The sequence below is a fragment of the Methylophaga thalassica genome (genome assembly GCF_030159795.1).
Lineage (GTDB): Bacteria > Pseudomonadota > Gammaproteobacteria > Nitrosococcales > Methylophagaceae > Methylophaga > Methylophaga thalassica.
In genome coordinates this window covers 120,753-136,776 of record NZ_BSND01000004.1, presented here as the reverse complement: position 1 = coordinate 136,776, position 16,024 = coordinate 120,753, and the positions used below count along the sequence as shown (strand labels likewise).

Annotated in this window: 10 protein-coding genes, 1 pseudogene and 1 riboswitch; of the genes and pseudogenes, 1 reads left to right on the top strand and 10 read right to left on the bottom strand. The window is 42.8% G+C overall.

The window, feature by feature from the left end:
• Positions 1–6 precede the first annotated feature (6 nt).
• A riboswitch (cyclic di-GMP riboswitch) is annotated at positions 7–88 on the bottom strand.
• Between the two features lie 129 nt (positions 89–217).
• The 10 genes and pseudogenes from QQL60_RS05535 to QQL60_RS05490 form a co-directional block, all read right to left on the bottom strand.
• On the bottom strand, positions 218–517 hold the full coding sequence (locus QQL60_RS05535) for an EF-hand domain-containing protein (protein ID WP_050797519.1): 300 nt from the start codon (positions 515–517) through the stop codon (positions 218–220).
• A gap of 80 nt (positions 518–597) precedes the next feature.
• Positions 598–1,746, bottom strand: coding sequence for a cysteine desulfurase family protein (locus QQL60_RS05530; RefSeq protein WP_284722684.1), 1,149 nt, complete (start codon positions 1,744–1,746; stop codon positions 598–600).
• Positions 1,747–1,984: 238 nt separating this feature from the next.
• Complete coding sequence (locus QQL60_RS05525) at positions 1,985–3,406, bottom strand: efflux transporter outer membrane subunit (RefSeq protein WP_284722683.1); 1,422 nt, start codon at positions 3,404–3,406, stop codon at positions 1,985–1,987.
• 12 nt (positions 3,407–3,418) lie between these two features.
• A pseudogene (locus QQL60_RS05520) lies at positions 3,419–6,604 on the bottom strand (efflux RND transporter permease subunit).
• A gap of 28 nt (positions 6,605–6,632) precedes the next feature.
• A complete protein-coding gene (locus tag QQL60_RS05515; protein WP_284722682.1) occupies positions 6,633–7,790 on the bottom strand; it encodes an efflux RND transporter periplasmic adaptor subunit in 1,158 nt (385 codons plus the stop codon).
• Between the two features lie 180 nt (positions 7,791–7,970).
• Positions 7,971–8,582: a TetR/AcrR family transcriptional regulator gene (locus tag QQL60_RS05510; RefSeq protein ID WP_284451130.1), complete on the bottom strand. Its 612-nt coding sequence runs from the start codon at positions 8,580–8,582 to the stop codon at positions 7,971–7,973.
• Positions 8,583–8,658: 76 nt separating this feature from the next.
• Positions 8,659–10,689, bottom strand: a complete 2,031-nt coding sequence (locus QQL60_RS05505; protein ID WP_284722681.1) for a molybdopterin-containing oxidoreductase family protein — start codon at positions 10,687–10,689, stop codon at positions 8,659–8,661.
• A gap of 164 nt (positions 10,690–10,853) precedes the next feature.
• Positions 10,854–11,048, bottom strand: a complete 195-nt coding sequence (locus QQL60_RS05500; protein WP_007145096.1) for a hypothetical protein — start codon at positions 11,046–11,048, stop codon at positions 10,854–10,856.
• A 140-nt stretch (positions 11,049–11,188) separates the two neighbouring features.
• A complete protein-coding gene (locus QQL60_RS05495) occupies positions 11,189–12,220 on the bottom strand; it encodes an AraC family transcriptional regulator (RefSeq protein ID WP_284722680.1) in 1,032 nt (343 codons plus the stop codon).
• Positions 12,221–12,223: 3 nt separating this feature from the next.
• Positions 12,224–13,138 (bottom strand): GGDEF domain-containing protein, encoded by a 915-nt coding sequence (locus tag QQL60_RS05490; protein ID WP_284451127.1) that lies wholly within the window; start codon positions 13,136–13,138, stop codon positions 12,224–12,226.
• Between the two features lie 371 nt (positions 13,139–13,509).
• On the opposite strand from QQL60_RS05490, the gene QQL60_RS05485 reads away from it, so the two are divergent.
• Positions 13,510–16,008, top strand: a complete 2,499-nt coding sequence (locus QQL60_RS05485; RefSeq protein WP_284722679.1) for a TonB-dependent receptor — start codon at positions 13,510–13,512, stop codon at positions 16,006–16,008.
• The last annotated feature ends 16 nt before the right edge of the window (positions 16,009–16,024 follow it).

Sequence of the window (16,024 nt, the reverse complement as noted above, 5' to 3'; positions counted from 1 at the left end):
TTGCGTTTGTGCAACCCAGCCACCTTGTTAAACAACAAGGCCTGTGGCTTTCCGTCCCTGATTCACACCAAGTTTGGCCGATTAAATAACACGCCGATCATAATGAAATGGGGTTATAGCGACTATCAGCCAAAAGTATGATTTTGTGAGAAAAATAAATACGCAATAAAAAAAGGGAGTCACTGACTCCCTTCTAAATATGGTGTGATAAAAGAAATTAACTTTCTTTCTTATCTTTGCAGGATGGGCGTTTATCACCCTTATGTTTTTTATGGGCCGCTGCAGCTTCTTCCTTGGTCACCTTGCCATCAGCATTAGTATCCATTTTTTCGAAGCGTTTTAATGCTGCCGCTGTGGCTTCCTCTTTTGTAATAACACCATCACCGTTGGTGTCGATATGAGCGAAATATCCTTTTTTATCATGTTTAGCCATATCGTCAGTTGATGCTGGTTCAGCGAATGTCACTGTGCTCATTGCCATCGCGGCTAATACTGAAAAAAGTGCTGTTTTCATCATTAATCCCTCTTGTATTGGTTGGGATTTTTAGATTACGCCGGTCAAAGTTAACAAATGGTTATCACAATAAAAAATCGGAATTATTTTTCGATAGCCGCTTTTATATAGTCGATGGCCTTTGTTATTTGTTGTTCATCTGAAAAACGTCCCAGACTGATGCGTAAGGATGATCCTGCTTCTTCATCCGTCAACCCAATCGCTTTTAATACATGTGAAAGCAAGACCATTTCGCTGTTACAGGCAGAGCCTGTAGAAGCACAGACATTCGGCTGGAGTTTTTCTAATAGCTTATTCGCATCACAACCGATGAATTGCACATTGATATTGCCGGGATGACAATGACTTTGTGTGCCATTTAATTTAAATGGAATATGCGTCGCTTGCAGTTGCTGTAGAAACAAACGTTTCAAATGCGTTAATTGTTCACGGTGAGTTTTTGCTTCTTGTTTTGTGATACGCATCGCTTCAGCAAAACCAACACAGAGAGGCGTGGCCAGGGTGCCTGAACGCATACCAAACTGTTGCCCTCCTCCCTGAATAAATGGTGGTAACTCGGCCTGCAGATCATTTTTGATAAATATCGCGCCAATACCTTTTGGGCCATACACTTTATGTGCAGACAAACTCAGCATATCGACATTCCAGTCTTTCACGTCAATATCCATCGCTTCCGGTGCTTGAGCCGCATCACAATGAAACAGCGCACCTGCCGCATGTGCCATTTCAGCAAAGGTTTTGACATCCTGAATGGTGCCAATCTCATTATTGACCGCCATAATGCAGACCAGCAATGTCTGATCAGACAATAATGATTGATAAGCGTCTACATTAATCAGCCCGGTATTATCGACTGGAATTTCTTTGACTTTGTAACCTAGTTTTGCGGCATAAAAATAGGCGGCATTTTTAATACATTTGTGTTCAATTTCACTGATAAGAATGTCACGACGTTCAGTAGTATTGCCAAATATCACACTGGCAATCGCCTGATTGTTCGACTCCGTCGCACCCGAAGTAAAAATAACCTCTTCACTTGAGGCATTAATGCACTTTTCAATCGTGCTACGCGCAGTCTCAACCGCTGCCGCAGATTGCTGACCAAGCACATGTGCCGTAGAGTGTGGATTGGCAAAAATCTCATGATTGTAGGGTGCCATCGCGCTAACAACGCGAGGCTCTATCGGCGTGGTCGCCTGATAGTCTAGGTAAATTGAACTACCGATTTGCATTGACTGCTCCAAACAAGATCAAACTTACTGTTTGAGGTAAGTTATGACTAGAACATAAGCATGCTATTTATGCTGCCTAGTACATTATCAGAATAAGAATGTGATTAATTATAGGTGTTAAATCCCGAATATAAATACTGAATGTTAAAAATGTTCTGGAATCATTCCATATACTCAGTCATAACACCTATATAGGTTTAGAGCTGACAAAATAGTTATTCATCATATTTAATGACGACTATTTATCAATTCTCCAGCCTTTACCAAGCGATTTATAAATACTGATTAACTTTACTGCAGACTGTGTTTCGCTGACGGCAAGCGAATCTTCCGACTTGAGTCGTGTTCGTTGACTATCCAATACCGGTAAGAAGTCAGTATCCCCTAGCTCAAAACGCTGTGTGGCAATTGACTCGGCCTGCGTTGAGGTCCGTGCGGCATCTTGAAGGCGTTCGCGACGCTGTTCTTCACGGGCAAAATCACTTATGGCGGTTTTTGTTTCTTCAAGTGCCTTCAGCACTGTCAACTGGTAATTAGCCAATGCTGCCTGACTCTTGGCATCATTTTGTTTGATGCGTGCTTGAATACGACCAGTATCAAAAACACCCCAACTTAAACTGGGACCAATGGCACTGGCAATGGCGGAACTGCTACCGAAGGTAGATAAATTCGTCGCGATAAACCCCAGTGAACCGACAATATTTACCGCTGGAAACTGATCCGCTACCGCCAAATTATAGTTTGCTGTGGCGGCTGTCAGTCGCTTCTCAGCAGCTATAATATCGGGGCGTTCTCGAAGCAATTCAGCGGCATTTCCTATATTCACAGCCATCGGCAAACTAGGGATGGGCTTGCTCGTAGCGAGTTGCTCGCTTAGGCGCTCAGGATTCTGTCCTGTTAATACCGATAAACGATTAATGGCTGCTGTTGCTGTTGCTTCACGCAATGGAATTTCTGCCAGTGTCAACGATAGCTGTGTTTCAGCTTGTGCAATGTCCAGGCGACTTGCTACACCACCCCGCGTCAGATTTCTTGTTAGCTCAAGCGTATCTTGTTGCACATCAGCATTTCGTTCAGCGATGTTAACTCTGTATTGTGCACCACGTAACTCAATATAGGTTTTTGCCACTTCGGCCGCTATCGACACTTGCAGACTTTTTAGATCCTCTTGCAACGCATCACTTTCGGCATCACTGGCTTTAATCCTGTTACTCACACGATCAAACAGATCCAGTTCCCAACTGGCATCAAAGCCAAGACTATAACTATTGTTACTACGTTTTCCAGAAGACGGCGTAGCCGTCTCTTGACTACGCCTTTCACGAGTGTAATCGGCATTCAGATCAGCAGAAGGCAACCTGTCATAGCCCACTTCTGTGGCTATCGCTCGTGCTGCCATTAAATTAGCGTAGCCAATCTTGATATCTAAATTATTTTGTAGCGCTTGCTCAACCAACTCACTTAAAAGTGGATCATCGAAATGTTGCCACCACCTCACGATAGGTTTTGCATTCGACAGACGATCATTTCCGTCAGTAATGGATAGCAGATCATTGGCGGCTAAATCTGCTGATACTTGCGGTTTATCATTTTCCCGGAAACTTGCTGAGCATGCTGTCATGCTGATAATTAACAGCATGGTGCTTATATTTTTTAGCATTTTATTTCCCCCCTATTCCTGAGCCACAGACGCAGTTTCGGCCTGTGTCTTTTTGCTCAATTTATCGGCTAATTGACGCATTACCACATAAAACACGGGGGTAAAGATCAGACTGAAAATAGTGACACCGAGCATGCCAAAAAAGACCGATGTTCCTAGTGCATTTCTCAGTTCAGCACCGGCACCGGTAGCCGTCATTAGTGGAACAACGCCTAAAATAAATGCAAATGAGGTCATCAAAATAGGACGTAATCGTTGTTTCGCCGCCATCACCGCCGCTTCTATCGCCGTATTGCCTTCTAATTCGTGTTGACGTGAAAACTCAACAATCAGGATGGCATTTTTGGCTGCTAAACCTATCAACACCACTAAGCCAATCTGCGAGAAGATATTGGCATCCATGCCAACCAGCATCAGCCCACCTAAAGCCGATAGAAGTGTCATTGGCACAATCAACATGACGGCAATGGGTAAAGACCAGCTTTCATACTGTGAAGCCAGGACCAAAAAGGCAAAGATGGCACCCAGCACAAACAACATGACGCCACCCTTAGCAATTTGCTGTTGATATGACAGATCTGTCCATTCAATGCCAAAGCCTGAAGGCAAGGTATCATCCGCGATTTTCTGCACCAGTTTTAAGCTGTCAGCTGAACTGATCCCCGGTTTTGCCGCACCTATAATTTCCGCGGTGTTAAACAAGTTATAACGCGGTACACGGTCGGGGGCTGTTTGTGGGCGAATAGTACCCAATGTGCCAAGCGATACCATCTGTCCATCCGCTGAACGTGTTTTAAGATTAGCAATTTGTTCAGGATCTAATCGATAGCGACTGTCCGCTTGCGCCCTAACTTGAAATGTTCTCCCCATCAGGTTGAAATCATTGACATAAACACTGCCAAGATAAACTTCCAATGTTTCAAAGACATTAGATATAGGCACATTCAGCATCTCCGCCTGATCTCTATCTAGGTCAAAGAAAAATTCAGGTGCACCAGCACTGTATGGAGAAAAGCCGAATAACATATCAGGGCTGGAATTAATCGCTTTTAGCAGGGCTTTATTCGCATTATTCAGCGCTTCGCTGCCTTGGTCTTCATAATCTTGTAGACGCAATGAGAAACCACCACTTGAACCAATACCTCTTACGGTCGGAGGTGGAATCACCGTAATTTGAGCATCAACAATTTTGTTAAGACGAGTCTGAAGATCCGTCATAATACTATTCAGATCTCGACCTGATTTAAGCCGTTCCTCATAAGGATAAAACTGTGCAAACACGGTTGATGATGAGCTTTTATTGGTGCCCGTAGGCCCGTCAAAACCGGCGAAGGTATGGGCATATTGTATGCCCGGCACCTTAACAGCTTCTTCAGCTACCCGCAGTGTGACTTCAGTAGTACGCGACAGGGATGAACCCGGTGGCAACTGCACTGGTACGATTAAATACCCTTGATCGGAAGCAGGTACAAAACCTTTGGGAATGATGGCCGCCACATAAAAAGCCGCCACAATTAATCCGGCATAAACCAGCATCACCCACGGACGAAGAGAAATCAGCTTATTGGCCAATGTGGCATAGCTTTCCGACATCCGATCAAAGCCAGAATTAAAGCCATGTATCGATCTAGATAATAAACCTGATTTTGTTGGTTTTTTATCTGGGTTAGTCGCTAATAAGATGCCCGATAAAGCGGGTGTTAACGTCAGTGAATTAAATAAGGAAATAAGCGTTGCCACCGCTACGGCAACACCGAACTGTCGATAAAATTGACCGGAGAAACCTTCAATAAGCATGGTCGGTATAAAGACGGATACCAGTACCAGTGAAGTGGCAATCAAGGCTAGAGACACCTCTTTCATGGTGACTCTTGAAGCCTGTTTAGCCGACATACCCTCATGGATACGTCTTTCGACGTTTTCCACCACAATGATGGCATCGTCGACCACGATCCCCACAGCCAGAACGATACCAAACAACGTTAATAGATTAATTGAGTAACCTAATACCGTCAGCGCCAAAAAGGTGCCCACTAAAGAGACTGGAATGGCAACAACGGGAATAATGGTCGCCCGTGGTTTTTGTAAAAACACTAACACCACCAACACAACCAAGATTAAGGCTTCGTAAATGGTATGGACTAAGTTATCAATTGCTTTAACCACAAAGAAATCCGTTGGGTTATAGGTGATGATATATTCCATGCCACTTGGGAAATCTTTTGAAAGATCAGCCATCATGGCTTTGACTTTCTCTGAGGTTTCAATAGCGTTGGTACCAGGTTGTTGTGTCAGCAACATCACCACAATCGGATCGCCATTTAGGAAGGCATTTGTGGTGTATTCCTGAGCGCCAATTTCAATTCTGGCAACATCGTTCAGCTTGACGATTCATGCATCATCGCCGCGTTTAATGATGATATTTTCAAACTGAGAAATTTCTTCTAACCGCCCTTGTAATGTAATAATCGGTTGAAAAGCACGATCAGTATCAACGGGCGGTTGAGCAAGCTGACCACCTGCTACTTGAATGTTTTGCTCACGAATTGCATCAACAACCTCACCTGCTGTCAGGTTCAGATTTGACATGCGATCTGGATCGAGCCAGATACGCATGGTGTAGTCGCGTTGACCCAACATATTAATTGAGCCTACGCCAGGCAAACGGATCAGTCGGTCACGAATATTTTGAAGTGTGTAATTAGACAAAAATAATTGATCACGGCTCTGATCGGGTGAGCGCATGTGGACGGCCATAAGAAAATCAGGCGAATTCTTACGTACAGATATCCCTGTTCTGCGCACTTCTTCAGGTAAACGTGGCTCTGCTAAGGCAACCCGGTTTTGCACCAAGACTTGCGCCATATCAATGTCGGTACCAATTTCAAAGGTGACGGTCAGATTCATCCGTCCATCATTTGTTGCTTGTGAATACATATAGAGCATACCGTCTACGCCATTGACCTCTTGTTCAATAGGTGTGGAGACGGTTTTAGCAATTGTTTCAGCACTAGCTCCCGGATAAGTAGCGGTAACAGTAACTGTGGGTGGCACCACTTCCGGAAATAGCGAGATCGGTAAACGCAGCATCGCTACGATACCCATAATTAAAATGGCGACGGACAATGACACCGCAAAGATGGGTCTATCAACAAAAAAGGCGCCAAAGCTTTTATTGTCGTTATGTTGTTCTGACATAGAGGGATTTCTCTTGAAAAGTCGTTAATTAAGGGTTCAGAGCAAGCTCAGATTGAATAGCTACTTTGCTGCCGACCGCGACGTGATGAAGACCACCACTAATGACTCGCTCATCGCCATTTAGCCCTTTCCGTATAACACGCAATCCATTCGCTATAGGGCCAACTTCTACGTGTCGACTTTCGACAATATCCTCATCATTGACGACATAGACGACATAATCGGTTTGCTCTAACACCAGGGCTTTTTCAGGAATAAGGATTGTCTGTGGGTTTTCCTGCTTAGCCAGTTCAACTCGTGCAAACAAGCCAGGTGTGAACTTGCCTTGATTATTATCAACGACAGCACGTAATCGAATTGATCCCGTTTGTTGGTCAATGCTATTGGACACAAAATTGATTTTGGCATCATATTTTGTGTCCGTATCGCCTTGAATCGATAACCTGACTGACGATGAATGGACGTCATTGAAGCTCTTTGTTTCGTTATTTGTCAGGTTTAGAAAGGTATTCTGGTCAACATCAAAGATCACATAGATCGGATCAAGTGACACGATATTGGTCAGAGGGCTGGCATTTTCATCGTCACCTCGAATCAAGTTACCTACATCGACATTATGTTGGTCAATTTTGCCGGTGATTGGGGCGGTAATCTGTGTGAAATCTAAATCCAGCTCAGCTCTGGCTAGGCGTGATTTGGCAGCCGATAATTGTGCTTCTGCCTGTTTTACCCTGGCTTTATCTTCGTCCACACGTTGTTTAGAAACGGCATGTGTTTTGTACAGCTCAATAGAGCGAGTTGAATCCGTCTTAGCCAAGGCTAGTGTAGCTTCTCGTTCTTCAACGGTGGCTTTTGCAATGGATACTTCGGCTTTAAATGGACGAGGATCAATAGAAAATAACAAATCCCCCTTGTTGACGATATCACCATCTTTGAAGTGGATTTTTTCTAAATAGCCGGAAACACGTGAACGAATATCCACATTGTTTACAGCGACAAATCGCCCCGCATACTGTTGCCATTCGGTAATATTTTCAATGGCAGGGTGGCTGACGATTACGGCTGGAAACTGCTGATTTTGTGTGACTTCTTGTTGTTTATCGGCATAGGCAAAGTGATAGGCACTGAATGAACCAAGGCCAATCAAAGCTACCGCTATGCCGATAGAAATAGTATTTCGTTTCATCCTCATCCCTACTCTTTAATAATTGAATCTGTATATGTAATGGTCATCTGTTCTACAAAGTAATTGACTGGTTGGTTTGTAAATTAATTTGAGTTGACCGGTTGGTTTGTTTAAATAACTAAATAAAACCGCAATTAAGCGGTCAATGGATATGGCTATTTGTAACAGTTCGCCAGTGAATTAGTGCATGTCTTTAACATTCAAAATACGAAACACACCGTTTTTTAGATCACGTTTTAATGGTTCAAGCGAGTTATGTATTCTCGCCAGAATAACTTGTCCCGTTATATAACAATAAAGCTCAGCAGCTAAGCATTCTATATCAGTAGATTTTGGCAACTGACCTTGCGCTACCATATCGCGAATAGCTGATGCGTAGTAATCTTCATAGCGCTTCAAGATACTGTCTACTTTTTCGCGTATATCTTGATCCTGCCCTGCCATTTCACTACCCAAGGTGGCGTAAGGGCAACCGCAAACCTGTTGATAGGTTATTGAGATGTCGGACTGTTTTTCAATAATATGTTCAACGAGTCCTTCAAAGCGTTTTATCGGTGGTACTGCCTGCGAGAAAATTCTTTCGTAGTCTTGTTTCGAGTTCTCGAAATGATCTTCCATTGACGCCAAAGCTAAGTCAGCTTTCGACTTAAAATAGTGATAAAAGCTGCCTTTTTTTACCTCTGCTGCTTTGCAGATATCATCCACACTGACCGAACCATAACTATTTTTCCATATGAGTTCTGATGCTGTGCTGATTAATTTTTGCTTTGTATCTGTAGCTGGACGTCCCATACAACACCGTTGTTAAATTACGTTTGCATTAAAACAATAGTTGACTGATTAGTCAACTATTGTTGTTTTATATTTTTTAGGAAACTAGCTCCACTTCAATACTATGTACAGCACTGCTTTGGCCAATGTCGGTCTTTGCCCCGTCGTTGAGGATATTAATATTGGCACCTGTTTTTTCTAACGACGGCCAGCGTCCTTTTGGTAATAACGCCACTCCTCGCGGTATCCGGTCACTCGCAACAACGATAACCTCAAGCTCACCATAGTGATTCTTCAGTGTGATTTTTTGCCCTGAAACCAGTTGTCTATCTGCGAGTTCTTGCGGGTGAATGCTGACACTGGCTTTACCTATTTTCATTGCAATTTTGTCGTCATTACCATAACTGAAATTCATCAGAAAAGGATCAGCCGGTGATAAAAGGCGTAAATAATGCGTTTTTGGTGGTTGATCAGCGAGGGCTACAGGGCTTTTGTTTAAACCAGCTGCCAGCCAGTTATCTGATGCGACGTCAATTTTGCCACTGGCTGTTGGAAAAACACCATCAGAATAATAAATAAGTGGCTGTTCGGACCAATGCATACTGCCTTTCTTTCTTAGCTCATCGAAACTGACAGGCATGTTAAGTTGTTGAAAGATTTGCTCAATCAAACTTTGGTCTGACTCGAATAGCTCCTCATCGGTAAATCCCATCGCCGCAGCTAATCGACGAAATATTTCCTGATTAGGCAGACTCTCAGCAATAGGTTCGATAACTTTGTTTATGGCCGATACGTCATAGTGAAAGTAAGGTAATAAGACATCATCAAACTCAAGAAATGAGGATGCTGGCAAGATATAGTCAGCAAAGGCAGTCGTGTCGGTATGGAACAGATCAATGGCAACATGAAATAAATCATCACGACTTAGTGCCTGATGTAACGCCTTTTGCTGGGGATTAGAGGCAGCAATATTGTTATTCCAGGAAAACAAAGCCTTGCTCTTGTCTGAATTAGCTAATCTCTCTGCGAGATCCATATGGCTAATCGCTTGTGTAGCCGAAGAGTTCAATGCCGCACCACTGAGCCAATCAAGGTTAATTTGACGAGCCTCAGCCCCATTAATATACAAAAATCCGCTACCGGGTTTGCCAATATTACCGGTACCGGCAATTAATAAACTGGCAGAACGCATGATATTACCTGCGTGTGTCTGCCGCTGTAATGCTTGTCCCAACCACAACATTGATCGTCCCAAGCCAAACCACTCTGCAGCTGTTTCGATATCAGTTACTGCCACACCGGTAATAGCTGCAGCGACTTCAGGCGTGGTTTTGTCAATTTCATCGATGATTTGATCCCAACCTAGCACCGAATTGGTAATAAATGTCTGGTCCAAATCGTCGTTGCGTGCAAGAACATGCAGTAAGGCAAAAGCGAGCACGGCATCTGTTCCTGGCCTGAGTTGCAGATGTAAATCGGCGAAATCAGCCGTCTCATGGCGAATAGGATCTATGACGATGACTTTGGCATGCTGCTTAACATCAGGTAGCCAGCGTTTATGCACATGCGGCGCACTGGCAGAAGGATTGGCTCCCCAGATGATAAGACAATCCGTATCCTTTGCTGTGCGCGGGTCAAAGCCATTCATTGACTGACCAAACATTAAGCTTAACGTCTCATGTCCGGCCTTATTACAGACCGTGTCCGGATCAACTTCTGTTGCGCCGATACGGTTAAAAAATCGTAAAGGAAAATTTCCGGCAATAAGAGAGCAAATTCCAGTGTAATGAGTATGTAAAATTGATTGGCCACCGTACTCTTCGATAATAGAGTGAAGCCGCTGCGAAATGTCAGTTAAGGCCTCTTCCCAACTCACCTCTTGGTATGAGTGAGTGCCTTTAGCTCCCGTGCGTCGTAATGGATGGCTTAAACGTTTTTTAGGGTCAATCCAGACACCGTTATAGACAAAGGCACATTTAGCACAAAGTGCCCCATGCGTCATTTCATGATCGCTATCGCCTAAAACACGATTAATTTTGCCGTCAATAACAATGGCTGAAATACCGCAGCTGTCATAACAGTCTCGTGGGCAGGAGGTCTTGATGGTAGTTTGTTCAGAACGACGCATTATGTATTTCTCCGATTACCTGATTCAGTAATTAAAGACGTCGTTGTCTGCTTGGTTTAGATAGATATTACAGTAGAAAATGAATCGTTTGTTATCGCACAAAAAAAAACTGTTACCGATGAGGAGTGAAATCGGTAACAGTTAGAAGATTCATCATTAGCAATTTATTTTTTTGTTATTTCTTGGTGCTTATTGATATCTGTGTGATTCCTTGTTTGCTCTTGGCTATCAATAAGACTCGTACTGGTGACACTATCTAGTTTTTTTGACTCAAAGCCTTTGTTATCGGCAACGGCAACAGAGGCTGAGCTAGCTATACTTAGAGCACTGATAGAGAGAAAGGTATTTAATCTGTTCATAGGATGACTCCTTAAATTGACTTAGCTAACGCTTAGCTACAGTTCTGTTATAAACCTACGAAACTGAATTCTTGCTGAACGAGATTAAGGCAAGCTTAAGTAATTAAGCCATAAAACAAAATTGTGTTAACCACTTCAAATTATTGTGCAAATAACAGATACGGTGAAATACCGGTCCAACGTTTGAAAGCCCGGCGAAAATTATTCATATCATTAAAGCAGAGATATTCTGCAATTTGCTGACTATTCATTTTTTTGACTTCATACAAATAAATCGCTGTATGTTTTCTGACTAGATCAATTTGTTGCTGAAAGCTGGTGTGGTGTTTTTTTAATTTACGCTTCATTGAAGCCGGACTGATTCCAAAGGCAAATGACACCTTATCCAGATTGAGCGGTTCATTGATATGTAATTGAATATAGTCATAGAGCTGGTCAAGAAAACTGTACTGACTATATTCCTCTGCTAACTGCCTGTTACTCTCTTTTAGCGCACCGTGTATGCCGAGTTTAAAGGCGTTAGGCCACGGTTTATCCAAGCACTGTTTCGGTAACCGTAAGCGATTCATCTGCTGATTAAAGCTGAGGTTTTGTCCAAAATTCACCCAGTATTGCTCAATATAATTTGGCTCAGCATAAGTGAACTCATACTGCCAGGGCATTTTTTCTCCGGCTAACCAAGCCACCATTGAGACGAACGCAGTGATATGAGATTCAATAATAAAGGTCTCTTGTTCATGACTTCCTGTGCTGTCCAGCCAGAACAAAAATACCTCTTCATCATTTTCATAATGACGAGGGGTATATAAGGGCGACAAAATTGAATGGTAATCACAAAGAATTTCAATGGCTTGACGCAAGTTAGTCACTTGTTGCAAAGCCTGGCTTACCGCGCCATAAAAACCAGGCAATAAGCGCTGACCCAATAAAAAACTGATATCGTCAGCATCAATTAATTTTTGACAATTTTTTATTAATGTCAGGTATTGATCTGGACTGATACGCTTTTCTGCCAGTGCAAAGTCGTCTAACTGCAATCGCGCGCCCTTTAATAATTGATATGCCGAAATATCACGCGATAATGCCAACTCTGCTAATAATGCAGGTTGATAATGGCTAGCGATGCAGGGCGTATCAATTTCATACCCTGTTGTTTTAACCAGTTTTGTCATGAGTTAACTAGCCGCGACCACACGTTGCTTATCTTGGCTTAGTTGTAAATTTAAGCGTTTAATCAGCGAGTCAGAGTCATCTGTTTTTGCCATGGTGATAGCACAAGTGGCGCTTAGGTAAACACGTTGATGATGCGCTTTAGTTCGATAAGCAAAACTGGCTACTGCATTTTGAAGATCCAGACTGAGCTGCTTTGCATCTGCTTCATTGGTATTGTGAAGCAAGACAATAAAACGATCTCCCGCCAGGCGGCAGATTAAATCTTCATCACGAAGGTTCAGTAATAACAATTGGCAGACCAGCTGCAATATATGGTCACCCTCTTCCACCCCGTACAAACGATTAATCACATTAAAGTCATCCAAATCAATCGCTATCAGTGCTAAAGGTTGCTGCTGTTTTTTACTTTCATTGAGAGAGAGTTTGAGCTGCTTTTTGAGATATGCCGCACCACCAATAGGGATAAGCTTGTCAAATAAACGATGCTCACGGAAATAACGTTCACGTTTTACCATTTGGGCACTGATGGCAATTTCTTCCTGATGCCAGTGATAAATGCCAAAGCTTAACAGCACTAAAGCAAGTGGAATCGGCATACTCTCCAACCAGTTATGCCAGATTAATGTCGAAGGCATATGGATAAACTCATCCATGAAATCCATGCTCCACGAAAAGGCGATAGCACATAAACCCAGAGCTAATAGTTGTGTCACCCTTCCCGCCGGTCGGCTACGAAGCAATAACGCCAGCCAGAATAAGGCCAGAATCACCATCCCACCTTCAGACATAACATCAAGCCAATTTATCGCTGATATGACCTTCACTTCCCCCCACGTTCGCATGATAACGAAACCAGTAATGAAGGCCAGCGCCAGTCCGTAAAAATAGGATGTGTGTAAAAAAGGTCTTTTTTTCATTGGTTTAACCGAACTCTGACTGCAGTAATTAACTGAATGTCGGCGACACTACGCGAAAAAAATGACAGACTTATGACAAAGTTAGCAGTCAAATCAGCTCACAAAAATTGTCTTATTTTTTCATTTTTTTACATTACCCGTTGCACAAAATACTATTTACATCATTGTTTTTATTTAACTTATTTGTTTACAAGCTTGCAGTATTGAGCATCAGTTTATTTTGTAAATCATAAGTCATATCAGCTCAACATCAAGCAAACGCAAATGATAAGTTATTGATTTTAAATATTTTAAATTTTCACTGTCATCTAACTGTCATTTAGCCTTCATACACTTGCCGCCATCAAACCACTATGACGACAAGGGTAGTTATGAAAACAATAGACAAAACCATTGAACGACCGAGCTTTAAACTCAGCCTGATTGCACTCGGAATTGCCAGCTTTATCAGCAGTGCTCATGCAGAAGAGGATATTAATCTGGAAACAGTCCGTGTCGTAGGGCAAGCAGTACAGATTGACGAAGCGCTCAAAGAGCAACGCAACTCAAACAGCATTGAAAGTGTTGTACATGCTGACGGTATCGGCCAGTTACCCGATGACAATGCAGCAGAAGCATTAGAGCGTCTGCCTGGCGTATCGGTAGAGAATGATCAGGGTGAGGGTCGGTTTGTCACGGTACGCGGACTGGCGCCTGAACTTAATGCTGTCAATATTAATGGCACCAATGTCCCTTCGCCAGAAAGTGGCACACGTGCGGTGGCATTGGATGTATTACCCAGTGAGTTAGTGCAATCATTATCGGTCGTCAAAACACTGACCCCCGATATGGACGCCAACTCATTGGGTGGCACCATCAATGTAGAGAGTTTATCGGCTTTTGATCATGATGGTTTGTTCTACACCATGTCTGCTGAAGGCAGTTACGATGACAATATTGATAAAACCAGCCCTAAAGGATCCGGGGCGGTGAGTAATATTTTCAGTATCGGTGATGGTGTTGATAACTTTGGTGTCGCCGCCGCATTGAGCTGGCAAAAACGAAAGTTTGGTTCTGATAATGTGGAAACCGGTGGCAAATGGGAATTCACTGACCAAGCTCGTTTAGAAGAACTTGAACAACGTGATTATGAAATTGAACGTGAGCGCTTAGGTTTAGGCGTTAACTTCGATTACAAAGCTGACATTTACACAAATTATTACTTACGTACCTTATTTAGCCGTTTCACTGATACCGAAACTCGTAACGCAGCGGGTATGGAGTTTGACAGTCCACAGCTACCGAGTGAATCAGGTACCGGCGCGACAGGCTATCGTGAATTAAAAGACCGTAAAGAAACACAAGAGATCCAATCCTATGTATTGGGTGGAGAAAAGATTATTGGCTTGTGGACGATTGATGGTCAGATAGGTTACAGCCGCGCCAGTGAGGATACGCCGGGTCATATTGCTGGTGCTAAGTTTGAGGGTGGCTTTGATAACGTCGGATTTACGGACACCTCAAAACCACGCTTATTTGCAGGTTCTGATTACTACGACCCCAGTAGTTTTTCACTGGATAAAATCGAATGGGAAGAACAAAAAACCACCGATACCGAAAAAAATCTAAAGTTTGATCTTGCCCGTGATTTCACTATTCACAACTATGCCTCACAAGTGAAATTCGGTGGCAAGCTATCACGTCGCGAGAAAGATAATGACACCAATGCCTGGGAGTTTAAAAACTTTGGCTCTAACGATACTAGTTTGGGTGCGTTTGCCGGCAGTAATGTTGATTATTCATTAAATAATTACGGGCCGGGCATCAGTAGCTCCGCTATCAAGAATTTGCTGTCAAAGCTGAATTTTGACAGCAATATTAATACAGAAGAAACACGTATTAATGACTACGTTATGAACGAAGATATTAATGCGGCCTATGTGATGAATACCTTGGATCTGGATAACTGGACTCTCATCGCGGGTATGCGCTATGAGCAAACTGACTTTGAGGCCAAAGGAACCGGTATTCGCGATGATGTATTCCAGGAAATCTCCAGCAAAAATAATTATCACCACTGGTTGCCTGGCCTTCATGCACGTTATTACATCGATGATAAAACCCAAGTAAGAGCTGCGTGGACCAATAGTGTTGTTAGACCCACATTTGAAGCGCTCGCTCCTGGTTTTTCTATTGAAAGTGGTAACAAAGCCAGTTTTGGCGATCCAACGCTAGATCCAATGACAGCTAAAAACTTTGATTTAGGCATCGAACATTACATGGGTCGGGCTGGTGCAATCTCAGCCTATGGTTTCTATAAAGATATTTCTGATTTTGTTTATGAAACGGATATAGCAGGCTCAGGTGCATTCCAGAATTTCAAAGAAGCTAAAACATTCAAAAATGGTGATACCGCGAAAGTCTATGGTTTAGAACTGGCTTATAGTCAAAAGTTAAGCTGGCTACCCTCACCATGGGATGGCTTATTAGTGGGCGCTAATTTCACACTCAGTCATTCTGAAGCGGATATCGAAGGTCAGAATACCAAACGCAGCATTGATTTACCCGGTCAATCAAAACGGGTCGGTAATTTCATGCTCGGTTGGGAAAACGAAAAAGTCAGCATGCGTTTATCTGCTAACTACAAATCGTCTTATCTGAAAGAAGTCGCCGCTGTCAGTGATAAAAACCATGACGCGTATGTAGATGATCAGGTGTTCCTTGATTTTAGCAGCAGCTACTTTATCAGTAAAAATGCTCAAATCAGCCTGGAAGCGAAAAACCTGACCGATGAACACTACTACGTTTATACCGGTAGTAAAGCATATAACAATCAATATGAAGAATATGGTCCAAGTATAAAAATTGGATTTACTTTAACTAACTTCTAAAACATATTGATAAATA